At 67.9% G+C, this 19,932-nt stretch carries 21 protein-coding genes and 1 pseudogene; 8 read left to right on the plus strand and 14 right to left on the minus strand.

From position 1 onward, the window contains the following. Nucleotides 1-562 (minus strand): annotated as a pseudogene (locus tag AC50X9_RS03295) (hypothetical protein); the annotation flags it as partial. A 185-nt stretch (nt 563-747) separates the two neighbouring features. Here AC50X9_RS03295 and AC50X9_RS03300 point away from each other — a divergent pair. Further along, nucleotides 748-1,365, plus strand: a complete 618-nt coding sequence (locus tag AC50X9_RS03300) for an NUDIX domain-containing protein (RefSeq protein ID WP_494890206.1) — start codon at nt 748-750, stop codon at nt 1,363-1,365. 47 nt (nt 1,366-1,412) lie between these two features. Beyond that, the gene (locus tag AC50X9_RS03305; protein WP_494890208.1) at nt 1,413-1,859 is read left to right on the plus strand and encodes a VOC family protein; all 447 of its coding nucleotides are present in this window, start codon (nt 1,413-1,415) and stop codon (nt 1,857-1,859) included. A gap of 69 nt (nt 1,860-1,928) precedes the next feature. Here the strand turns inward: AC50X9_RS03305 and AC50X9_RS03310 are convergent, their stop codons facing one another. From AC50X9_RS03310 to truB, 3 genes are read right to left on the minus strand one after another with little or no spacing between them, the layout of a single operon-like run. Further along, the gene (locus AC50X9_RS03310) at nt 1,929-2,444 is read right to left on the minus strand and encodes a hypothetical protein (RefSeq protein WP_494890210.1); all 516 of its coding nucleotides are present in this window, start codon (nt 2,442-2,444) and stop codon (nt 1,929-1,931) included. Between the two features lies 1 nt (nt 2,445). After that, nucleotides 2,446-2,799 (minus strand): hypothetical protein, encoded by a 354-nt coding sequence (locus tag AC50X9_RS03315; RefSeq protein WP_494890212.1) that lies wholly within the window; start codon nt 2,797-2,799, stop codon nt 2,446-2,448. Then, nucleotides 2,799-3,752: a tRNA pseudouridine(55) synthase TruB gene (truB, locus tag AC50X9_RS03320; RefSeq protein WP_494890214.1), complete on the minus strand. Its 954-nt coding sequence runs from the start codon at nt 3,750-3,752 to the stop codon at nt 2,799-2,801. The genes AC50X9_RS03315 and truB overlap by 1 nt, the downstream gene beginning before the upstream one ends. Nucleotides 3,753-3,819: 67 nt before the next feature. On the opposite strand from truB, the gene AC50X9_RS03325 reads away from it, so the two are divergent. Together AC50X9_RS03325 and AC50X9_RS03330 are read left to right on the plus strand one after the other, a co-directional pair. Further along, nucleotides 3,820-4,977, plus strand: coding sequence for a pyridoxal phosphate-dependent aminotransferase (locus tag AC50X9_RS03325; protein ID WP_494890218.1), 1,158 nt, complete (start codon nt 3,820-3,822; stop codon nt 4,975-4,977). Between the two features lie 133 nt (nt 4,978-5,110). After that, a complete protein-coding gene (locus tag AC50X9_RS03330) occupies nt 5,111-5,311 on the plus strand; it encodes a hypothetical protein (protein WP_494890221.1) in 201 nt (66 codons plus the stop codon). A 118-nt stretch (nt 5,312-5,429) separates the two neighbouring features. Here AC50X9_RS03330 and AC50X9_RS03335 read toward each other — a convergent pair whose 3' ends face one another. The 3 genes from AC50X9_RS03335 to AC50X9_RS03345 all read right to left on the minus strand — a co-directional run bounded on the left by AC50X9_RS03335 (nt 5,430) and on the right by AC50X9_RS03345 (nt 6,825). After that, nucleotides 5,430-5,777: a CU044_2847 family protein gene (locus tag AC50X9_RS03335; RefSeq protein ID WP_494890224.1), complete on the minus strand. Its 348-nt coding sequence runs from the start codon at nt 5,775-5,777 to the stop codon at nt 5,430-5,432. A 28-nt stretch (nt 5,778-5,805) separates the two neighbouring features. Continuing rightward, nucleotides 5,806-6,240 (minus strand): thioredoxin, encoded by a 435-nt coding sequence (gene trxA, locus AC50X9_RS03340; protein WP_494890225.1) that lies wholly within the window; start codon nt 6,238-6,240, stop codon nt 5,806-5,808. A gap of 99 nt (nt 6,241-6,339) precedes the next feature. Further along, nucleotides 6,340-6,825 carry a nucleoside deaminase gene (locus tag AC50X9_RS03345; RefSeq protein ID WP_494890226.1) on the minus strand — a complete coding sequence of 162 codons (486 nt, stop codon included), beginning with the start codon at nt 6,823-6,825 and terminating at the stop codon, nt 6,340-6,342. A gap of 218 nt (nt 6,826-7,043) precedes the next feature. On the opposite strand from AC50X9_RS03345, the gene AC50X9_RS03350 reads away from it, so the two are divergent. After that, nucleotides 7,044-8,174: a ScyD/ScyE family protein gene (locus AC50X9_RS03350; RefSeq protein ID WP_494890227.1), complete on the plus strand. Its 1,131-nt coding sequence runs from the start codon at nt 7,044-7,046 to the stop codon at nt 8,172-8,174. Nucleotides 8,175-8,291: 117 nt separating this feature from the next. On the opposite strand, the gene rbfA is transcribed toward AC50X9_RS03350, so the two are convergent. The 5 genes from rbfA to rimP all read right to left on the minus strand — a co-directional run bounded on the left by rbfA (nt 8,292) and on the right by rimP (nt 14,144). Continuing rightward, a complete protein-coding gene (rbfA, locus tag AC50X9_RS03355) occupies nt 8,292-8,801 on the minus strand; it encodes a 30S ribosome-binding factor RbfA (RefSeq protein ID WP_494890228.1) in 510 nt (169 codons plus the stop codon). A 141-nt stretch (nt 8,802-8,942) separates the two neighbouring features. After that, entirely contained in the window at nt 8,943-11,801 is a 2,859-nt protein-coding gene (infB, locus tag AC50X9_RS03360; protein ID WP_494890230.1) for a translation initiation factor IF-2, read from the minus strand. A 152-nt stretch (nt 11,802-11,953) separates the two neighbouring features. Continuing rightward, complete coding sequence (locus AC50X9_RS03365; protein ID WP_494890233.1) at nt 11,954-12,295, minus strand: YlxR family protein; 342 nt, start codon at nt 12,293-12,295, stop codon at nt 11,954-11,956. 251 nt (nt 12,296-12,546) lie between these two features. After that, on the minus strand, nt 12,547-13,527 hold the full coding sequence (nusA, locus tag AC50X9_RS03370) for a transcription termination factor NusA (protein ID WP_494890236.1): 981 nt from the start codon (nt 13,525-13,527) through the stop codon (nt 12,547-12,549). Beyond that, nucleotides 13,527-14,144 carry a ribosome maturation factor RimP gene (gene rimP, locus AC50X9_RS03375; RefSeq protein ID WP_494890238.1) on the minus strand — a complete coding sequence of 206 codons (618 nt, stop codon included), beginning with the start codon at nt 14,142-14,144 and terminating at the stop codon, nt 13,527-13,529. The genes nusA and rimP overlap by 1 nt, the downstream gene beginning before the upstream one ends. A gap of 87 nt (nt 14,145-14,231) precedes the next feature. On the opposite strand from rimP, the gene AC50X9_RS03380 reads away from it, so the two are divergent. Beyond that, nucleotides 14,232-15,464, plus strand: a complete 1,233-nt coding sequence (locus tag AC50X9_RS03380; protein WP_494890240.1) for a DUF4439 domain-containing protein — start codon at nt 14,232-14,234, stop codon at nt 15,462-15,464. 367 nt (nt 15,465-15,831) lie between these two features. Beyond that, complete coding sequence (locus tag AC50X9_RS03385; RefSeq protein ID WP_494890242.1) at nt 15,832-16,563, plus strand: VIT1/CCC1 transporter family protein; 732 nt, start codon at nt 15,832-15,834, stop codon at nt 16,561-16,563. 60 nt (nt 16,564-16,623) lie between these two features. Here the strand turns inward: AC50X9_RS03385 and AC50X9_RS03390 are convergent, their stop codons facing one another. Next, a complete protein-coding gene (locus AC50X9_RS03390) occupies nt 16,624-17,061 on the minus strand; it encodes a VOC family protein (protein ID WP_494890244.1) in 438 nt (145 codons plus the stop codon). 231 nt (nt 17,062-17,292) lie between these two features. On the opposite strand from AC50X9_RS03390, the gene AC50X9_RS03395 reads away from it, so the two are divergent. Beyond that, the gene (locus tag AC50X9_RS03395; RefSeq protein WP_494890246.1) at nt 17,293-18,372 is read left to right on the plus strand and encodes an aminoglycoside phosphotransferase family protein; all 1,080 of its coding nucleotides are present in this window, start codon (nt 17,293-17,295) and stop codon (nt 18,370-18,372) included. On the opposite strand, the gene AC50X9_RS03400 is transcribed toward AC50X9_RS03395, so the two are convergent. Then, nucleotides 18,369-19,889: a pyridoxal phosphate-dependent decarboxylase family protein gene (locus AC50X9_RS03400; protein ID WP_494890248.1), complete on the minus strand. Its 1,521-nt coding sequence runs from the start codon at nt 19,887-19,889 to the stop codon at nt 18,369-18,371. The genes AC50X9_RS03395 and AC50X9_RS03400 overlap by 4 nt on opposite strands. Nucleotides 19,890-19,932: the final 43 nt, after the last annotated feature.

Raw genomic sequence — 19,932 nt, forward strand, 5'->3', positions numbered from 1 at the left:
ACTCGGTGGTGTTCCGGTACCCGTCATCAACCCAGCCCGGCGCACGATCCGCACCACCCGGCCCGTGCCAGCCTGCCTCCGGCCCGGCATCCCCCGCAGCGACTTTCACATCCGCAGCCGCAGCCGCATTCGTGGTCTCAGTTGTAGCAGTCGGCGCCGTCGTAACCGTCGTAGCCGCCGTCGCCGTCGCCTCAGTGTTCCAGCCGGTCAACCAGCCGGCCGGGGCGCCGGAACCAAACTTCGCAGCCGCGTTCCTGGCTCCAGCTGCAGCCTGGCTTCGGGTCCGGTCGACCGCCGCCGCGGCCACAAGCTGCAGGAAGTCCACCACACGGGACAACTCCTCCACGCGGCCGGCAAAGTCCGAGGCTTCGGTCACTCCGAACAGCGCTGCATCAGGAACTGCCGTCCCATTTGCAGAGCGCAGCAGTACCAGCGCCGCATCGAGGGCGCAGTCCACGTCCTCCGCCTTGTTTGGAACGGGCGACAGCCGGGGAATTCCAAGGAGCATTTCGGTGCCAGGCCAGGTGGCCTGAACCGGGATGAAATCTCCAACGTCTTCCATACCTAAACTCTAGATTTGGGGTGTGACAGTATTGATAAATTCGGCACTCCTGCAGAGGCCTGCTCAACAACCCGCGAGTTGGAATGACCGTTCTGGGCCAACCCAGGAAGCCTCCCGAGCTTCCTGCGGGTCCTGCGGGGTCACACTTCGGCCGGGACGAGCAGTGCCCGTGGGAAACTGAGGGCATGGACAGCCCCGTTGCCCCGACATCCAGTCCGGCGAATACCCACATTGCGCAGCCCGGCGAATCCCGCCCCGTTGGAGCGGACTCCCACGAACTTCCGCTCGAACTCCGCCGCCCGCTCGGGCCCCGCGATCCCGGTGACGCGTGGGTCGAAGGCGACCGCGGACGGTTCTGGGGCCGCTTCGGCTCGGCCGGCCTGCTGGTCCACGACGCAGCCAAGGGCGTCCTGCTCCAGCACCGCGCCCTCTGGAGCGATCAGGGCGGAACCTGGGGACTGCCGGGCGGAGCCCTGCACCAGGGCGAAGAGGCAGTCCACGGCGCTCTTCGCGAGGCCAACGAAGAAGCTGCCGTCCCCCCGGAGAACGTCCGGGTGCTGTTTACCTCAGTGTTCGACGTCGGCTATTGGACATACACCACAGTCGCGGCCGAGGTTGTGGAGGCGTTTGACCCGGTGATCAGCGACCCGGAAAGCCTGGAGCTGCAGTGGGTGCCGGTCGAACTGGTCGGCGACAAGAAATTGCACCCGGGCTTCGGAGCAGCCTGGCCGGGACTGCGCCGCAGGCTCCTGGGCCTCGCCGGGACTGACAGCGCCGCGGACGCCATCCCGGACGGAACCTAGGAACGACGGGCATTCCGCGACACGCCAGATCGTCCTAGGGTTCGGGTATGACTACTGAAAACCGACCCCCGCCTCCCGTCCGGCAGCTGCGGCTCGTTGTTGAGACGGACGACTATGAGGCCGCCCTGACCTTCTACCGCGACGTTCTCGGGCTCGTGGAACGGGAGGTCGTTCCCAGCGAGGGCGAAGCCCGCATCACGATCCTGGAAGCAGGCCGGGCCACCCTGGAGCTCTCCAACCCGGCCCAGGTCAAGTACATCGATCGAGTGGAGGCCGACGGTCAGCCAAGCGCGAAAATCCGGGTCGCCTTCGAAGTCGATGACGCTGCAGCAGCCACGCGCGACCTTGTGGGCGCCGGCGGCAGCCTCATCGCGGAACCGCGGGAAACGCCGTGGCGCTCCGTGAACTCCCGGCTCACCGGCCCGGCAGGGCTACAAATAACGCTGTTCCAGGAACTGGACCAGCCAAGGGACCCTGCGCAGCCTCCCCAGTAATCCCGCCGGCGGACCGTCACCAGGAGCAAGGCCTCGGCACTTATGGTCGGGACAACCCCGGTTAAACGCTTAGGCCTGCTTTGGCGCGGGACGACGGCGGTACAGCCAGATGAGGCCAAGAACCGGCAGCAGCAGCGGGATGAACGCATAACCGCGGCCGAACAGGGACCAGACGGTCTCATGCGGGAAATTCACCGAATCGAACAAGCTGAGCGCCCCGACCACCAGCACACCCACAAGTTCCACCAGCACGGCCGCTACGGAGACCCTGAACCAGGTGCGGCCGGCCTTCGCGAGCGACACCGTCGCCACGAGATAAACCACGGCGGCGAATGCCGACAGCAGGTAGGCCAACGGAGCTTCGGAGAACTTGGTGAGGATCTGGAATCCCGCCCGGGCCGTTGCCGAGATGGCGAACACGGCGTAGACCGCGATGAGCAGCCGGCCGGGGCCGGTGTTGCGGGTATCCCGCGCAGTTCCGGCCGCCGCCGGAGCGGCCGCAGCCGACGGGGCGGCCGTTGCGTCCGGCGTCGTTTCGATGTCCGAATGCGAAGGTTTCGCGGTCACGTTCTTTGCCTCTTCCACGTCAGTACCAAATCTGATTCATTCGGGCCGCCATCACCAGCGCGGTGACGCCGACGGCGGCCAGCACGAAGTTGCTCCAGCGGGTGCGCTCCAGGATGGCCCAATACACCGCACCGACCGGCAGCAGGAGGGCCGTCAGCAGGTAGCCCCAGAACTCCCAGGGCTCCCCCGCGATCGGCTCCCCGCCCGCGACCCGGATGATCGAACCGACCAGGTACACCAGCAGGGACAGTTCGACGGCGGCCACGGAGAGGATCGTCGTGTCGTTCGGGGCCTTCTTGAGGATGCCGGCGGTCAGGCAGATAACGGTCGAGACCAGCCCGACCACCAAAATGATGTAGAAATACGCGTCCACTACTGCCCGGCCTGTTGTTCCGCAGCCGGCTGCTTCGGGGCACGCTTCTCATTGTCCGGCGCGAAGACCAGTACCGGTTTGGCGTAACTTCCCTTGTCGGCGAGCAGTGCCACGAGCGTCCCGTCCGGGGCGAACGCTGCGGCCGGATTCTCCGGTGTGGCGGCCCGGGGGGTGCCGGCGGCCGCTCCGGCGGCGATCCTGCGGCCGAAGGAAATCTCGGTGGTTTCCTCGTCGCTGAGTTCACGGTTGGGCATCAGTGCCCGCGCGGCCTGGGACATTTCCAGCACGTCCAGCTCTTCGGCGAGCTGTTCGAGCGTGTGCGCCTGGTCCAGCGTGTAGGGCCCCACCTGGGTCCGGCGGAGGGCCGTCAGGTGACCGCCGACGCCGAGCGCGTTGCCAAGGTCGCGGGCGAGGGCTCGGATGTAGGTGCCGGAGGAGCACTCCACGGTGACGTCGACGTCGAGCGCCTCGCCGCCGCGCACCGGGCGGAGGCCGTGGACTTCGAAGCGGTGGATGGTGACGGGGCGTGCGGCCAGCTTGACCTCTTCGCCGGAGCGGACCCGCGCGTAGGCGCGCTCCCCGTTGACCTTGATGGCGCTGACGCTGCTGGGGACTTGTTCAATTTCCCCGGTCAGGGCTTCGACGCCGGACCGGACCGCTTCCTCGGTGACCAAAGCAGCGCTGTGCGTGGCCACAACCTCGCCCTCGGCGTCGTCGGTGACCGTCGATTCGCCCAGCCGGATGGTGGCCGTGTAGGTCTTGGAGGTGCCCACAATGTAGGTCAGCAGGCGGGTGGCTTTGTTGATGCCGACCACCAGGACGCCCGTCGCCATGGGGTCCAGCGTTCCGGCATGGCCGACCTTTCGGGTACCGGCGAGCCGCCGCATCCGTCCAACCACATCGTGGCTGGTCCAGCCTTGCGGCTTGTCCACTATTACCAGTCCAGAAAGCACGCTCCCCAGTATATCTGCGCGGATGCTCCCCCCGGCGCCGCGGGCCGCGCCGGTTAGGATGGCTGACATGCCCGAGCTTGCCCCGCACGTCCGCGACGTCCCCATCAACCAGATCCGCGAAATCACCGAAGCCGCCTGGAAAACGCCGGGCGCCATCGTACTGAGCATCGGCGAACCAGGCTTCGCCGTCCCCCGCCATATCCTGGAAGCCGGGATGGCCTGCCTGGACCGGGACGAAACGAATTACACCCCGAATGCCGGCATCCCGGCCCTGCGCGAGGCGTTCGCGGCCAGATTCCGGGAACATAACGCGACGCCGGTTGCAGCGGACCGCGTTTACGTTGTCGACGGCGCCCAGCAGGGCCTGCATTTCGCGATGAGCCTGCTCCTGTCCCCCGGCGACGAAATCCTGATCCCCAATCCGGGCTACCCGACCTTCACCATGACCAGCAGCCTGCTGCATGCCGTCCCGGTAAGGTATCCGCTGTATCCCGAGCACGACTTCCAGCCCCGGATCGCGGACATCGAGGAGCTCATCACGCCGCGTACCAAGGTGCTGATCCTCAATTCGCCATCTAACCCGCTGGGCGCCGTGCTGGGCGAGGACCTCACCCGCAGCCTCGTTGCCCTGGCCGTCCGGCACGACCTGTGGATTATCTCGGACGAATGCTACGAGGCGTTCACATACGACGTGCCGCATGTGAGCCCCGCCCGCTTTGACAGCGACGTCCCGGGCGAAGCACGTGTGTTCACCTCGCTCACGCTCTCCAAGACCTACGGCCTGACCGGGCTGCGGATCGGAGCCCTGATCTGCCCGCCCGGCCTGGAGCAGAGAATGAACAACGTGATGGAGGCGATCGTCTCCTGCGTCGCCTCGCCGTCCCAGTACGCGGCATTGGCCGCCCTGACCGGCCCACAGGATTACGTCAGCCACGCCCACGCGCACTACCGCGCCAACCGGGACGCCGCCTCGGCGGTGTTGACATCCCGGGGAATCCCGTTCCTCACGGCACAGGGAGCGTTCTACCTCTGGGCGGACGTGTCCCACGTCAGCGGCGGCGACGTCCGCTCCTGGGTGCGGCGCTTCCTGGCCGAGTCCGGCGTGTCCTTTGCCCCCGGCACGGCGTTCGGCTCGATCGGCGAGGGGTGGATCCGGATTGCCCTCTGCAGCAGCCAGGCTGATCTCGTCGAAGGACTCGGCCGGCTCCCGGCCAGGGTCGTCTGACGGCTCAGCCACCGGGCCGCAGTCCCCTACCGCCGCGGCAGTCCAACGCCTAACCTGAGCGCAGCGCGTGGATTTCGCGTGCGGCCCGGGGCGCCGCCCCGGGACTGGGGTTCGGGTTGTCGTGGAGGTTCACATGTGGTGGCAGGACTTGTTATGGGGCGTCTGGAACGGGCTCACGGCGTGGATCGTGCTGATCGTCCACGTCTTCGGGCAGTGGAACGAGTTCCCTTTCTACAACACGGCCCGCGCCGGCAACTGGTACGACTTCGGCTTCCTGGTGGGGATGGGTTCGCCCGTGCTGGGTGGCCTGGGCGCCCGCCGGAGCCGCCGCTGACGCACCCGCTCACGCATCCTCCGTCAGTTTCGTTTCGGCACGGTCGGCCGTTCCGGTTCGGCATAGTCGTCCGTTCCGGTTCGGCCCGCAGCCTCGGTTCGCCACGGTCGGCGGGGCCTCAGAGCATGATCTCGTCCTCCGGGGACGGTTGCGCCGGGGGCGTGTGGGAGAAGGACAGCTTGACGATGAAGTGGGCCTCGGAGCAGTTCTGCGCAATGATGGCCCCGGCCTCGCCGGCGAGCTTCACGCCGAACTGAAGCTCCAGATGCTCCGCCCCGACTTCCTTCAGGACCTCCGCCGCAGCGTTCGCGGCGGGCCGGATGGCTGCCAGGGCATCCTCAAGCCGCCGCCCGGCGTCAGTGATGCCCTGCTCGTTCCGCGACGGGCGTTCGACGCCGAAGCTGTTATCCGCGACCTCGACCAGCACCGTCCCGGAGCCCACCTCGTAGCGCAGTATTTCGGTCATGATTTCCTCCATCTCGCCTGTGGGTCGGTCACGGTTGGCCAGCCAGCGCCCCGTCAAGCCACTCGCGCAGGGCGACGGCCGGCGGCGCCCCCGTCTGCCGGGCCACAACTTTGCCGTCCCTGATCAGCAGCATGGTCGGAATGGCCTGGACGTCGAAGCGCCGGGAGAGCAACGGGGACTTGTCGACGTCGACCTTCACCAGTTTGACCCGGCCGGCGCGCTCCTGGGCCAGCTTGTCCAGCACCGGGCTGACCATCCGGCAGGGACCGCACCAGGCCGCCCAGAAGTCGATCAGGGCAGGCGTCGAGGACTGCTCGGCGATTGCCGCAAAGTCCGCGTCCCCGGCGTCGACAATCCAGGGGAGGTCCTTGCGGCAGTTCCCGCATCGCGGATGGCCGGCAGCTGCCGCTGGAATCCGGTTGGTCTTCCCGCAGTGGGGGCACTTAATCAGGCTGGAGGCCACGGTCCGCAGCCTTCCCAAGTCCCCGGCGTCATGGTTCCATGGGACGCCGCTGCGTGGAGCCGGCCTAGAGTCCAAAGACCCCGGCACCCCGAAGCCGCCTCAGTACTCAACGCGGTCCGGGTTGTCGCGCCAGGCCAGGAACGGAACGTCCGACGCCGGGACGGCCGTATGGCGCACCGGCATCAGATCCGGCTGGGTTCCTTCGAAGTACTCGTAAAAAAGCGCGTCGTCGAAGCCGGCGGCAGCGGCAGCCTGACGGTCCGCGGCGAAATAGACCCGGTCCACGCGGGCCCACAGGGCAGCGGCGAGGCACAGCGGGCACGGCTCGCAGCTGGCATAGAGCACGGAGCCGCTGAGATCGAAGTTGGCCGATGCGGCTGCGGCCGCTCGGATGGCCACGACTTCGGCGTGGGCGGTGGGATCGTTGTCCCGCGTGACGTGGTTGACGCCTTCATGGACCCGCCCGTCGGGCGTCACCACGAGCGCACCGAACGGTCCGCCGCCAGCGGCCACGTTGGCGGCGGCCAGCCGGATGGCCTGATCCAGGAAGCGGTTGATTTCTTGAGCTGCGGGTGCCGTGGCCATGGTCCGATCATAGCCATCAAACGTTGGGCGCCGCGGAAGATTCCGGCTCGCAACGCGGGCATCGACTTTGGATCAGCGAGGGCTTAATATCCGCATATGGGGGGCCGCCGTGCATGCTCCGGCCGCCACTACACGGGTCTCAGTGGTCTCAGTGGTCTCAACGAGGTTGAATATTTCATTACTCGGCACGGGAGCCAACCATGAGAAAGAGTTTGTCAATGATAGCCACGGCCACTGCCGCGGCCGTGTTTCTCACGGCCGGGACAGCTGCCGGTGCCGCCCCCGGCACGGCCAGTGGCGGTGCCGCCGGCACAACCACCGCCGGAGGCTCCGGACGGAACCAACCGGTGCTGCTCACCGGCGGGCTGGTGGGCCCGCTGCACGTCAGCGCAGGCCCGCACGGCTCAGTCACGGTGAGTGAAACGTTCGCCGGCCGGCTGACCCGGGTCGACTCCGGAGGGAACCAGGAGGTGCTCTACGAAACCCCGGACTGGAGTGTTGCGGGGAACGCCCAGCGGGACGGTTCGACATACTTCCTGGAGAGCCAGGGCGCCGGGCCCGACCCTGCGGAGATGGCCGGCCACATCCGGATCATCGGCGACGACGGGCACCAGCGGACTCTTGGCGACTTTGCCGCACTGGAAATCGAGGACAACGCCGACGGCAATACCCGGTACGGCTACCGCGACCTGCCTGACGGCTGCGAGGCCCAATTGCCGCCCAATATGCCTGCCAGCTACGAGGGTGAGGTTGATTCGCATCCGTACGGCATCGCCGTAACGGCCGAGACCATCTACGTCGCCGACGCCGGTGCCAACAGTGTGGTGTCAGTTGACGCCCGCAGCGGCAGGACCGAGACGGTCGCGGTACTGCCACCGCGGCCCTACGAGATCACCGCTGACGCCGCGGCCTCCAACGGCCTGCCTGACTGCGTCGTGGGAACGACGTATGACTTCGAGGCTGTCCCCACTGATGTTGTCGTCGGGTCCGACGGCTGGCTGTACGTCACCCTGCTCCCGGGCGGACCGGAAGACCCGGCCCTCGGCCCGCGCGGCGCGGTCTACAGGGTGCATCCGGACAACGCCGACGTGAAGCTCGTGGCCGAGGACATCATGTCGCCCACGGGGCTCGCCCTGGACGACCACGGCGACCTGTATGTTGCCTCGCTGTTCGGCGAGGGCGTCCTGAAAATCGACCCGGACTCTGGCGACCAGACGGTGGTGCTCGCCGCCGGCTTCGCGGCCGACGTGGACCTCCGCGGACACACGCTCTACGCCACGGTCAACGCCCTGCCCGGACCCGAGGGCCCGCCGGACGGCCAGGTCATGTACGTGAAGCTGACGGACTAGCCACACGGCCCGCGCCCGGACGAAAAATGGCCGGTCCCCTACCTGGGCCGGCCATTTCCTCGCAGTCCTGCGCTGTTAGCAGTCCCGGGCTGTTACTGGACTGCTTTTCTTACTGGATTACTTGTTGCTGTCCTCGTCGACGTCGTCCTCGTCGATGAGGTCCAGGTCCTCTTCGTCGAAATCGTCCTCGTCGAGCTCCACGTCCTGCGGAGTGTCACTCTTGTACGGGTCGGCGTCACCGGCGTGCTTCGCGCTGGCAGCGAGTGCTGCCACCTCGGCGTCGCGCTTCTTTGCGGCCCGCAGCAGTTCCTCCAGGTTGGAGGCGTTGACCGGGATCTGGTCCGCCACAAACTCCAGGGTCGGGGTCAGCCGGACAGTGACGTTCCGGCCGACTTCCTGGCGCAGCACGCCCTTGGCTTTTTCAAGCCCCTTCGCGGCCTCGGCCTGGACCAGCTCGTCACCGAACACGGTGTAGTAGATCGTGGCATGCTGCAGATCGTTGGTCACGCGCGCGTCGGTCACAGTGACGCCCTCGAGCCGGGGATCCTTGACCCTCCGGCCCAGCGCCTCAGCAACCACAACCTTTATCCGCTGCGCCAACTTGGCAGCCCGTGCGGGATCAGCCATTTCCACTCCTAAAAATTTGGATGTGCGACGGCGCCGGAACGGCTCCCGCACAACTGTTGGGTTTTGCGAAGGGGCGGGGCCGCCGGAAGAATCCAACGGCCCCGCACCTTTTACTGCTGACTCACCCGAAGGCGGACCGACTTAGACGCGCGGCTTTTCGCGCATCTCGAAGGTCTCGATGATGTCACCTTCGTTGATGTCGTTGAACGAGCCAAGACCGATACCACACTCGAAGTCCGTGCGGACCTCGGTGGCGTCATCCTTGAAGCGCTTGAGCGTCTCAACGGTGAGGTTGTCGCCGATGACCTTGCCGTCGCGGCTGACCCGGGCCTTGACGTTGCGTCGGATAACACCCGAGCGAACGATCGAGCCTGCAATGTTGCCGAACTTGGAGGAACGGAACACTTCGCGGACCTCGGCGGTACCAAGCTGGACCTCTTCGTACTCCGGCTTGAGCATGCCCTTGAGGGCTGCCTCAATGTCATCAATTGCTGCGTAGATGACGGAGTAGAAGCGCATGTCCACGCCTTCGCGGTCTGCCAGTTCGGCAACACGCTCGGCGGGCTTGACGTTGAAGCCGATGATGACGGCGCTGTCGACGGTAGCCAGGTTGACGTCGTTCTGCGTGATCGCACCGACACCGCGGTGGATAACGCGGAGCTGGACACCCTCGCCGACGTCGATCTTGAGCAGTGCGTCTTCGAGGGCTTCCACGGCACCGGACACGTCACCCTTGAGGATGAGGTTGAGGGTGTCGATCTTGCCATCGGCGACGGCCTGGTCGAAGTCTTCCAGGCTGATGCGCTTGCGGCGCTTGGCCAGTGCGGCGTTGCGGTCCGCAGCTTCACGCTTCTCGGCGATCTGGCGGGCGGTGCGCTCGTCAGCGGTCACGAAGAACGTGTCGCCGGCGCGCGGGACGTTGGACAGACCCAGTACCTGCACGGGGCGGGACGGGCCAGCCTCGGTCAGTGCACTGCCGTCGTCGTCGAACATCGCACGGACGCGGCCGTGGGCCGTGCCTGCCACGATGGTGTCGCCGACGTGCAGGGTACCGGACTGAACCAGGACGGTAGCAACCGCGCCGCGGCCCTTGTCCAGGTTGGCTTCAATCGCGATACCGCGGGCGTCCTTGTTCGGGTTGGCGCGCATGTCCAGGGCTGCGTCTGCGGTGAGCAGGACAGCCTCGAGCAGCTCGTCGATGTTCAGGTTCTGGCGGGCAGAGACCTCCACGAACATGGTGTCGCCACCGTACTCTTCCGGAACCAGTCCGTACTCGGTCAGCTGGCCGCGGACCTTTTCCGGGTTGGCGCCTTCCTTGTCGATCTTGTTCACGGCCACGACGATCGGCACGTTGGCCGCCTGCGCGTGGTTAAGGGCTTCAATGGTCTGCGGCATAACGCCGTCGTCCGCCGCCACCACGAGGATGGCAATGTCGGTGACCTTCGCACCACGGGCACGCATGGCGGTGAACGCCTCGTGGCCCGGAGTATCGATGAAGGTGATCTTGCGATCGGTACCCTCGTGGGGATGCGTGACCTGGTAAGCACCGATGTGCTGCGTGATGCCGCCGTGCTCGCCCGCCATAACGTCGGACTTGCGGATGGCATCGAGCAGGCGGGTCTTACCGTGGTCAACGTGACCCATGACGGTGACAACCGGAGGACGAGCCTCAAGTTCCTCGTCGCCTTCGGCTTCCAGCTCGGCGTCGAAGTCGATGTCGAAACCGGAGAGCAGCTCGCGCTCCTCGTCCTCCGGGGACACGACCTGGAGCTTGTAGCCAAGCTCCTCGCCCAGCAGGGCGAACGTCTCTTCATCCAGCGACTGCGTGGCGGTAGCCATTTCGCCGAGGTGGAAGAGGACGGTCACCAGTGCTGCGGGGTTCGCCTCGATCTTGTCGGCGAAGTCCGTGATGGACGAACCACGGCGAAGCCGGACTACGGTGTTGCCGTCGCCGCGGGGCACACTTACGCCACCCAGCGACGGAGCACTCATCTGCTCGAGTTCCTGGCGCTTGGCACGCTTCGACTTGCGCTGCTTGCCACGGCCTGCGCCGCCCTTACCGAAGGCACCCTGGGTGCCACCGCGACCGCGGCCACCCTTGCCGAAGCCACCGCCGGCCGGAGCGCCGCCACCGGCCCCGGGAGCACCGGTACCTGGAGCGCCGCCCGGACGGCCGGGGCCGCGGGCTCCGCCGCCGGGACGGCCTGCACCAGCGGGTGCGGGACGTTCGGTGCGGTTAGGCATCATGCCGGGAGTCGGACGGTTTCCGCCGGCTCCTGCCGGACGGCCAGCGCCTGCTGCGCCGGCCGGACGCGGAGCGCCCGGGCGTGCACCCGGGGCGCCGCCGGTGCGGGGAGCACCCGGACGGGGACCACCAGCGCCTGCTGCGGGACGGGGGCCGCCGGGGCGTTCGCCCTCGGTGCGGCTTCCGCCCGGACGCGGCATGCCCTGGGAAGGTGCGAACGGGTTGTTACCCGGACGCGAAGGACGATCGTTGTCGCCGCCGCGGCCCCGGGGCATGCCCTGGGACGTTGCGAACGGGTTGTTGCCGGGACGGGGACCGCCCGGACGGGGTGCCGAGCCACCCTGGCGTGCCGGAGCAGCCGGGGCTTCTGCCTTGGGTGCCGGGCGTGCGCCGGGCTTGGCGCCCGTCGAGGGCGCAGCCGGGGCCTGGGCAGCGGGAGCTGCCGGGGCAGCCGGGGCGGCACTGGGTGCCGGTGCGGCTGCTGCCGGAGCAGCCTTGGGGGCAGCCGGAGCCGGCGCGGGCGCCGGACGGGTTGCCGAGGGGCTGGCGGGTGCCTTGGGGGCGGACGCGGGCGCTTCGGACTTCGAAGCGGGTGCTGCGCCGGGGAACGCGTTGCGGAGTTTCCTCACAACGGGGGCCTCAATGGTGGAAGAGGCAGAGCGAACGAATTCGCCCAGTTCCTGCAGTTTGGTTACTGCATCTTTGGAAGTAATACCGAGCTCTTTAGCAAGCTCATGTACGCGGACCTTGGCCACATTTCTCCTGTCTCGGTCCGCACCGAGCCAGGCACGAACCGTCTACTTCTTACTGCGGACCTCCGCCGCGAGTGCAGCTGAAAGGTCCATTGCAGAGCGCAACAAAGATGTCATCGTTGCGCACTCATCGCTGGGAACTCATCGGGTTTCCATCAGTTTTCTGACCCGCTTTCAGGTTGGACGGTTGTTGCTGCGGCCACCGGGGTGTCCACGGCTTGCGTGCCTGCCAGGATCTGGCGTTCGACGTCGGCTGTCACGGTAGCGCCGTTGAGGGCGCGTCCGAACGCCCGACGTTTGACCGCCAGTGCCAGGCACTTTTCGCTGGGGTGCAGCCATGCACCCCGGCCAGCCATCCGGCGTCGTTCATCCAGGACGACGGCGGATGAACCGCTGCCATCGGCGACGAGCCGCAAGAGCTGTGACCGCGGGCCCTTTTTCCGGCATCCGATGCAGGTACGCTGCGGTTGATCCTCGAGGTGTTGCACGTGTGCCACTTACGAGTATCTTCCTGCCAGTACATATCTGCCGGTCCCCGGTGTCCGGACGAGTCTGGCCAAGGGGTTGTGAACAACACCTTCGCCGGACTTACACCGGACACGTTGGAACACGCGGATACCGGCCGTTAGGCGCGGTCATGTCTATTCTAGCCCCTCCGTCGCCCGGGCCCCGAACTTGTGGGGACACGGACGACGACGGCCAGGTCTGAATTGCGGCCCCTTAGGTTCAGGGGCACGGGGTTGAACGCCTATTTGTCGCGGCTGACCGCAGCGTCCGAGACGATGTCGATCCGCCAGCCGGTGAGCTTCGCGGCGAGGCGGGCGTTCTGGCCCTCCTTGCCGATCGCGAGCGAAAGCTGGTAGTCCGGCACGACCACGCGGGCCGAGCGGGTTGCCTCGTCCGTGATGGTGACCGAATTCACCCGGGACGGGGACAGAGCACTGGCGATGAAGGTCGCCGGGTCGTCGCTGTAGTCGACGATGTCGATCTTCTCGTCGTTGAGTTCGTTCATGACCGCACGGACGCGCGAACCCATTTCACCGATGCAGGCACCCTTGGCATTGATGCCGGGGTGGTTGGCCTTGACGGCCATCTTGGTGCGGTGACCGGCTTCGCGGGCCAGTGCGACGATTTCCACGGAGCGGTCCGCGATTTCCGGAACTTCCATTTCGAAGAGTTTCCGCACGAGGCCCGGGTGCGACCGGGAGAGCGTGATGGAGGGACCCTTGGTGCCGCGGTGCACGTCGATCACGAAGGCGCGCAGACGGTTGCCGTGGGTGTACTTCTCCCCCGGCACCTGCTCGGGCGGCGGCAGCAGCGCCTCCACCGTGCCCAGGTTGACCTGGATCATGTGCGGGTTGTTGCCCTGCTGGATGGTTCCGGCCACCAGCTCGCCCTCGCGGCCCTTGAACTCGCCGAGGACGTTGTCGTCCTCAACATCGCGCAGGCGCTGCAGGATGATCTGCCGTGCGGTGCTGGCGGCGATCCGGCCAAAACCCGCCGGGGTGTCTTCGAATTCACCGATGGGGGCGCCGTCGTCGTCGATCTCCGTGGCCCAGATGGTCACGTGCCCGCTCTTGCGGTCCAGTTCGGCACGGGCCTTTTCGAAGGCTCCGGGCGTCTTGTGGTAGGCCACCAGCAGGGCCTGTTCGATCGTCGGAATCAGGAGATCCAGGGGGATTTCACGCTCACGCTCCAGGAGTCTCAGTGCGCTCATGTCAATATCCATTAGGCCTCCTCAGAAGGTCCATTGTTTGCGTTCTCCAGGCCTGCCTCTTCGAGGTGGCTGAACTCGATCTCGACTTTTCCGCTGCGGATCCTGTCGAAAGGAAGCTTGATGGGCTCGCCCTGCTTGGGCTTCATGCCCTTCTTGACGGCGATCTCGGGGATCAGGGTGACGCCGTCGTCGTCGACGGACTGGACCCGGCCGGTGACGTTCTCGCCCTGCAGGACGTTGACCTTGACCATCCGGCCGCGGGCGCGGTGCCAGTGCCGCTCATCGGTGAGGGGACGCGCGACGCCGGGCGAGGACACCTCAAGCTCGTAGGGCCGTGCGTCGGTGCTGGGATCGTTGTCGAGAATGTCGGAGAGGGACTTGGAAATCTCTGCGATAACGTCGAGGCCGACGCCGCCCGTTTCCTCCTGCGGCAGGTCCACCACCACGTGGACCACACGGTTGGCGCCGGCGACGTGAATGGAGACGTCCTCCAGGAACAGCCGGTTTGCCAGGACTTCGGGCTCCAGGAGGGCATACAGCCGCTCGGCCTCGAAGTTGTGGGCGGGTGCGGCTTCAGCCTTACCCGTTCCGGTCCGGTCTGTTGAAGTCGTGGCTTCTGCGTTGGTCATGATGCCGGCCGCCTCCCGCTAGATGATGTTGTGTGTACTAGCCTAGCGATTTTCCGGGCACCTTGGTGCACGGAGTTCCCGGCCGGCATGACAACATGGTCTGTTGTGAATGACGACACCAGGGAAAATCGGCGGCGCGGGCTCGTTCCCCGCGTGGCGCTGCTGGCCTGTCTCGCGCTGGTGGTCGTCAGCCTCGGCGTTGCGCTGAGCCCTGGAAGCCCGCCAGAACCCGCCGAACCGCCCTTTTCCGAACAGGCGAGGTCCGCCGCGCTGACTGAAACCCTGCGGCTGCGGGCCGCCGGCGAGCAACTTGGCCAGGTCCCCGCCAACGGGGGTCAGGCCGCCGTGGCGCGCACTGTGAGTTTGCTGACAAGCCATGCGCGGGCCCTCCTGGTGCCGGGCCAGGACGAACCGGCGCTGGCTCTCAGTTCGCCGGGTCCGGCCACACCTTCTGTCGCCGCCTCGCCGGCTGTCTCTCCTGATGCGCCAGCCACTACCTCTGCGTCCGCCACCCCGACCGCCGTTCCCCTGCCTGCCTCGGCGGCCGCGCTGGCCACCGAACTGGCGGCCAGCGCCTCGCAACGGCTCGCCGATGCTGCCGTGGCCGACGGCGGCATCGCCCGGTTGCTTGCCGCCGTCGGGACCGCCCAGCTGCTTGAGGCGTCCACCCTCGCCGCGGCTGTCGGGGTGCCGGCGCCCGCGGTGCCCGACCCGGCCGCGCCGGCGGTATTGGGCGCCTGCCCGACGCCGTCGGTGTCGCCGTCCGCCGTCCCTGGGGGTGCCGCGGCGGGCACTGGGACTCCCCCCAGTTCCCCGGCTGCCTCCGTGCCGGCGTCTGTTTCGACGCCGGCATCCGCGCCCGCGCCCGCTCCGGCGTCCCTGCCCGGCGCGCTGGCGGCCACCGTGGCGACTGAACTCGAGATGGTTTACGGCTACCAGGTGGCCCTGACCCGCCTCGGCGGTGCGGCCGGTCCGGCGCCGGAACTGCTCGGCCGGCACGAGGTACTCGCCGCCGACGCCGAAGCGCTGAGCAGGATGCACTGCGCCGAGGCGCCCCTGCGGGAAGCCGGGTACACGATGGACCAGGAGTTCCTCGCCGCACCTGCCGCTGGTCTGGGAGCCCTGGAGGCTTCGGCCCTTCCTGTGTACGGCGACCTGGTGGCCCTGAGCGAGGGTGAGACCCGGCAGTGGGCAATTTCCGGCCTTGTGGGAGCCGCCCGCCGGACCGCACTGTGGGGGGCCGACGCCGGCGCCCTCCCCGGACTGGCGGCTGACCCGGACCAGTTGCCCGAGCTGCCTGCGCCCAGCCCGGGTCCGTAGCGCCCGACTCCTGGGTCCCGGCTCCTTGGTCCCGGCTGCTGGGTTCCGGCTTCCGGCTTCCGGCTTCGGCTCTGAGGCCCGGCTGGGGTCCCGGCTGCGGGCGTCTGCCCCCACAATTCGCGCGGCCGTCCCGCTCCCACGTCCTTGTCTCGACAGAGCGGGGCAACTTTGGGCCGCGTGGACCCCGAATTCTGCCCGCAACTCCGCGTGCCCCGCGTCAAAGTGCCCCCACTGCGACCGGACGAGGTCCGCAGCGGGAAGACTGCACCGCTCGTGGGGACTCCCTGGCCAGAAAACCCGGGAAAGCCGCGGCTTACTTAGGCTCGTGATACTGGTGACGCGGCGGCGGCGGTGATTTGCTGTAGCAATGGACAGTCAAGCCGCACCCACCCAGCATGAGAACGAGCCTCACCACAACGACATTGCGCACCGCCTCAACTGGCTCCGCGCGGGCGTGCTGGGGGCCAATGACGGCATCGTCTCCGTCGCAGCCATTGTGGTCGGCGTCGCTGGCGTCACCACGGAGTCCGGCCCCATCCTCATCGCCGGCACCGCCGGCGTCGTGGGCGGCGCCATCTCGATGGCCCTGGGCGAATACGTCTCAGTCAGCAGCCAGAAGGACAGCCAGCAGGCCCTGATCGAGAAGGAACGCCGGGAACTGGAGGAACAGCCCGAAGAGGAACTCGAGGAACTCGCGGCCATCTACCAGGGCAAGGGCCTCAGCGCCGACACCGCCCGCACGGTGGCCAAGGAACTCACCGCCCACGATGCCCTTGGCGCCCACCTTTCCGCGGAACTGCACATTGACGAGACGGACATTGTCAGCCCCTGGCACGCCGCATTCGCCTCCGCCGCGGCGTTCCTGGTCGGCGCGATCCTTCCCATGCTCGCCATCCTGCTGCCGCCGGAAAATATCCGCGTTCCACTGACCTTCGTGGCGGTACTGGTGGCGCTTGCATTTACCGGGGCCATCGGCGCGTGGATCGGCGGCGGCGGGAAGATGAAGGCGGCCATTCGCGTGGTGATCGGCGGTGCTGCGGCTCTTGTCGCGACCTTCCTGATCGGCAGCTGGCTCGGCGCCAGCGGCATTACGGTCTAACCGTCCTGTTTCGGCCGAGAGCGTTTCGTCCACGTCACCACACCGGTCAGCTCCGCAGGCTCAATGCAGCTCCTCGGCCAGCATCACGATGATGCCCTCGGGCCCGTTGACGTAGCAGAGGCGCCAAGCGTCCTCGTAGCGCACGACGTCGCCCAGGAGCTCAATGCCCCGGGACTGCAGTGCGGCGACGTCGGCGTCGATGTCGTCGACGGCGAAGGCGATACGCCGGATCCCAAGGGTATTAGGGGGCGCGTTCCGGTCGCCGGGCCGCGCTTGCGGGCTGTGGAACTTCATCAGCTCCAGTCGTCCGTGGCCGTCGCGCGTCTGGAGGATGGCGATTTGGGTGCGGACGCCGTGGAGGCCAACGACGCGGTCGACCCATTCGCCTTCCACTGTGTCTTCGCCGATCATGCTCAGGCCGAGATCGACGAAGAAGCTGATAACGTCTGCGAGGTCCTCGACCACGATGCCTACATTGTCCAGGCGTTGAATCGTCATCTCGTGCTCCTAACCACCGTGTAAGCAACGTGGGTTCTCGATCTGGCCGGGAATACAGGTGTCCCTAAAGAGTCTGCCGAAAATGGCATCCCGCGCAAGGTCCGGGCGCCTGAACCACCTCGTCAAACAAGGCGTCCAACAAGCCCTCCTGAAGCGCCACCCCTTTGGCCAACGGCCGCGGTAAGGGCATGTCCTGAACCGCGCGGGTTCCGACCAACTAGGCTGGTTCCGATGAGCCAGTCCGCAGACGTCCCGATCCCGCCCGACCTCAGCCGCCGCTACGGCCGGAGCGCAACCGGTCGCGACTGGCTGGCGTCGCTCCCCCTGTTGATCCGGCACAACCTGGATCAGTGGCAGCTCGACGTTGACCTCGCTCCAGGCGCGCTGCCGGCGCACGGCCATGGGGCCATCGTGGTCCCGGTCCGCCGCCGCGCCGTCGGTGACGCGAATACTGACACAGCCGCGGCCGCCAGCGCGGCTGCCGTCCTGAAGGTCGCCTATCCGCACGACGAAGCCGTCCTCGAACCGCACGCGCTCTCCCTCTGGGACGGGCACGGGGCGGTCCGGCTGCTGGCCAACGACGCCGGTGCCGGTGCGCTGCTGCTGGAGCGGTTGGACGCCGCGCGTTCCCTCCAGGACGCGCCGATGGACGTGGCGATTCCGGTCTGGGGAGGACTGGTTCGCCGGCTGAGCCTGCTCCCGGACGAACGGCCGGACTGGCAGGAGTTCGGCCACGTGGCGGCCCGGGCCGAGCAGTGGAGCGATGAGCTGCCGGAGAGCTGGGAACAGCTGGGCCGGCCCTTCCCGCGCTGGCTGCTGGAAGCCGCGTTGGAGGTCTGCCAGACCCGTGGGGCCGTTGGCCGCCGCTCGGGGCGGGATGTGCTGGTCCACACCGACCTGCACTACCTGAATGTCCTGGCGCGGCCCGATGGGGAGGGACCGGAGGGCAGCGGCCGGGGGCGGGCCGATGGCTGGGCCGCGATTGATCCGCAGCCCATGATCGGCGAGGCGGAGTTCGCCGTGGCGCCCCTGCTGTGGAACCGGATCCCGGAGCTGTCCCGGGCCGATCCGGAACAGGGCCTGCGGGAGCGCTGCCGCGACTTCAGCCTGGCCGCCGGGCTCGACGCCGAAGTGGCCCGACAGTGGGGCCTTGCCCGCGAGGTCGAGAACGCCCTCTGGTACGCCTCGAAGCGGCGCCACGACGGCGATCTGGCCCGTTCACTCTGGGTGGCCAGCACGCTCGCCGGCCGGACGTTGCCGGACCTGCCTGCGCCGCACGAGTTGCCGGTCCCGGGCGCAGACCTCAGCTAGCCGGGGGCAGGCCCGCGGACTGCTGCCAGGGCGTCCCGGACAGCGTCGACGGCGGCTGCCACGTCGGCGTCGTCGGTGCTCCAGTTGCTGACGGAGATCCGCAGGATGTCGCGGTCCTGCCAGCGCGAACCGGACATCCACACGCGGCCGTCAGCGATGATCCGTGCCGTGACCGCGCGGGTGGTGGCGTCGTCGCCGAAGGCCAGCGAGACCTGGGTGTAGTCGACATCGTTGAGCACCTCGACGCCGTCCAGCGCGGAAAGATTCGCCGCCAGCTCCCGGGCGCGCTGCACGAGCCCGCGGACCTGGGCGGCGACGCCGTCACGGCCGAGGGATTTCAGCGCCGCCCAGACCGGCACTCCGCGGGCCCGGCGGGACAGTTCGGGAACCTTTTCAAAGGGGTCCGCCGCACCGTCGGCGTCGTGGATCAGGTAGCTGGTGTGCAGGCCCATGGCGGAGCGCAGCGCCTGGGCGTCGCGGACCACCGCGACGCCGCAGTCGTAGGGGACGTTCAGTGTCTTGTGCGCGTCCGTGCCCCAGGAATCAGCACCCTGCAGCCCTGCGGTCAGGCCCGAGAGCTCAGGGACGGCGGCGGCCCAAAGTCCGAACGCACCGTCCACATGGACCCAGGCTCCGTGCGCTTTGGCGACGGCGATGGCCTCCAGGAAGGGATCGAAGGCCCCGGAATGCAGGTTCCCGGCCTGCAGGCAGACCAGCAGCGGGGCCGGGCGGGATCCGCTGTCACGGGCCGGGGAACCGCCCGGCGGATCACCGGGCGCGCCGTCCTGCCCACCGCCCGGCGCACTGCCCGGCGCACTGCCCGACGCACTGCCCGCGACAGTGACCAGGGCGCGGTCCAGGGCACAGTCCAGCTCCGCCGGGTCGATGCGGCCCTGCCGGTCCGCGGGGACCACCGTGGGCCTGCCCAGCCCCAGATACCGCAGGCCGAGGTCGATGGTGTCGTGGCGTTCCTGGCCCACGAAACACTGGATCCGGGGCGCACCGGAGAGGCCGTCGGCGTCGAGGTCCCAGCCGGCGTTGGCCATCAGGCGCCACCGGGCCGCGGCCAGTCCGGTGAAGTTCCCCATCGTCGCGCCGGTGGTAAAGCCGACGTTGGACTCTTTGGGAAGCCCCAGCAGCTCCAGCAGCCATTGGCCGGCGGCTTCCTCGATGGCCGTGGTGGCAGGTGAGGCCACGCGGAGCGCGGCGTTTTGGTCCCAGGCACTGACCAGCCAGTCCGCGGCCAGCGCGGCCGGCAGCGTCCCGCCGATGACCCAGCCGAAGAACCGTCCGGAGGGCATGGCCATCAGCCCGGGTTCGGCCTTCGCTGCTAGGTAGTCCACCACGTCAGCCGCTGGCATTCCGGTCCGGGGCAGCGGACCGCCAAAGTCGGCTGCGAGGTCCGCGGCGGTCTTGCGCGGGGCGACGTGCCGCGTTTCCTGGCTCGTAAGCCACTCGCGGGCGTGCCGGGCCGCCGCCGCGAGGGCATCGCGGAAATGCTCTTCTGGTGCTGACATAGCTGCATGCTACGCCGGGGGCCGCCTTCCCGGGAGGGCCCGC

This window comes from Pseudarthrobacter sp. HLT1-3 (genome assembly GCF_059383535.1).

What these genes read in the sequence shown, in the direction of transcription:
- rbfA (WP_494890228.1), bottom strand. Translation starts at nt 8,801, where the DNA reads ATGGCTGATCCCGCACGGGCTGCCAAGTTGGCGCAGCGGATAAAGGTT.
- AC50X9_RS03380 (WP_494890240.1), top strand. Translation starts at nt 14,232, where the DNA reads ATGACAACATGGTCTGTTGTGAATGACGACACCAGGGAAAATCGGCGG.
- AC50X9_RS03345 (WP_494890226.1), bottom strand. Translation starts at nt 6,825, where the DNA reads ATGGCCACGGCACCCGCAGCTCAAGAAATCAACCGCTTCCTGGATCAG.
- AC50X9_RS03385 (WP_494890242.1), top strand. Translation starts at nt 15,832, where the DNA reads ATGGACAGTCAAGCCGCACCCACCCAGCATGAGAACGAGCCTCACCAC.
- AC50X9_RS03300 (WP_494890206.1), top strand. Translation starts at nt 748, where the DNA reads ATGGACAGCCCCGTTGCCCCGACATCCAGTCCGGCGAATACCCACATT.
- AC50X9_RS03395 (WP_494890246.1), top strand. Translation starts at nt 17,293, where the DNA reads ATGAGCCAGTCCGCAGACGTCCCGATCCCGCCCGACCTCAGCCGCCGC.
- rimP (WP_494890238.1), bottom strand. Translation starts at nt 14,144, where the DNA reads ATGACCAACGCAGAAGCCACGACTTCAACAGACCGGACCGGAACGGGT.
- AC50X9_RS03330 (WP_494890221.1), top strand. Translation starts at nt 5,111, where the DNA reads ATGTGGTGGCAGGACTTGTTATGGGGCGTCTGGAACGGGCTCACGGCG.
- AC50X9_RS03350 (WP_494890227.1), top strand. Translation starts at nt 7,044, where the DNA reads ATGATAGCCACGGCCACTGCCGCGGCCGTGTTTCTCACGGCCGGGACA.
- AC50X9_RS03335 (WP_494890224.1), bottom strand. Translation starts at nt 5,777, where the DNA reads ATGACCGAAATACTGCGCTACGAGGTGGGCTCCGGGACGGTGCTGGTC.
- AC50X9_RS03400 (WP_494890248.1), bottom strand. Translation starts at nt 19,889, where the DNA reads ATGTCAGCACCAGAAGAGCATTTCCGCGATGCCCTCGCGGCGGCGGCC.
- AC50X9_RS03325 (WP_494890218.1), top strand. Translation starts at nt 3,820, where the DNA reads ATGCCCGAGCTTGCCCCGCACGTCCGCGACGTCCCCATCAACCAGATC.
- AC50X9_RS03305 (WP_494890208.1), top strand. Translation starts at nt 1,413, where the DNA reads ATGACTACTGAAAACCGACCCCCGCCTCCCGTCCGGCAGCTGCGGCTC.
- AC50X9_RS03390 (WP_494890244.1), bottom strand. Translation starts at nt 17,061, where the DNA reads ATGACGATTCAACGCCTGGACAATGTAGGCATCGTGGTCGAGGACCTC.
- nusA (WP_494890236.1), bottom strand. Translation starts at nt 13,527, where the DNA reads ATGGATATTGACATGAGCGCACTGAGACTCCTGGAGCGTGAGCGTGAA.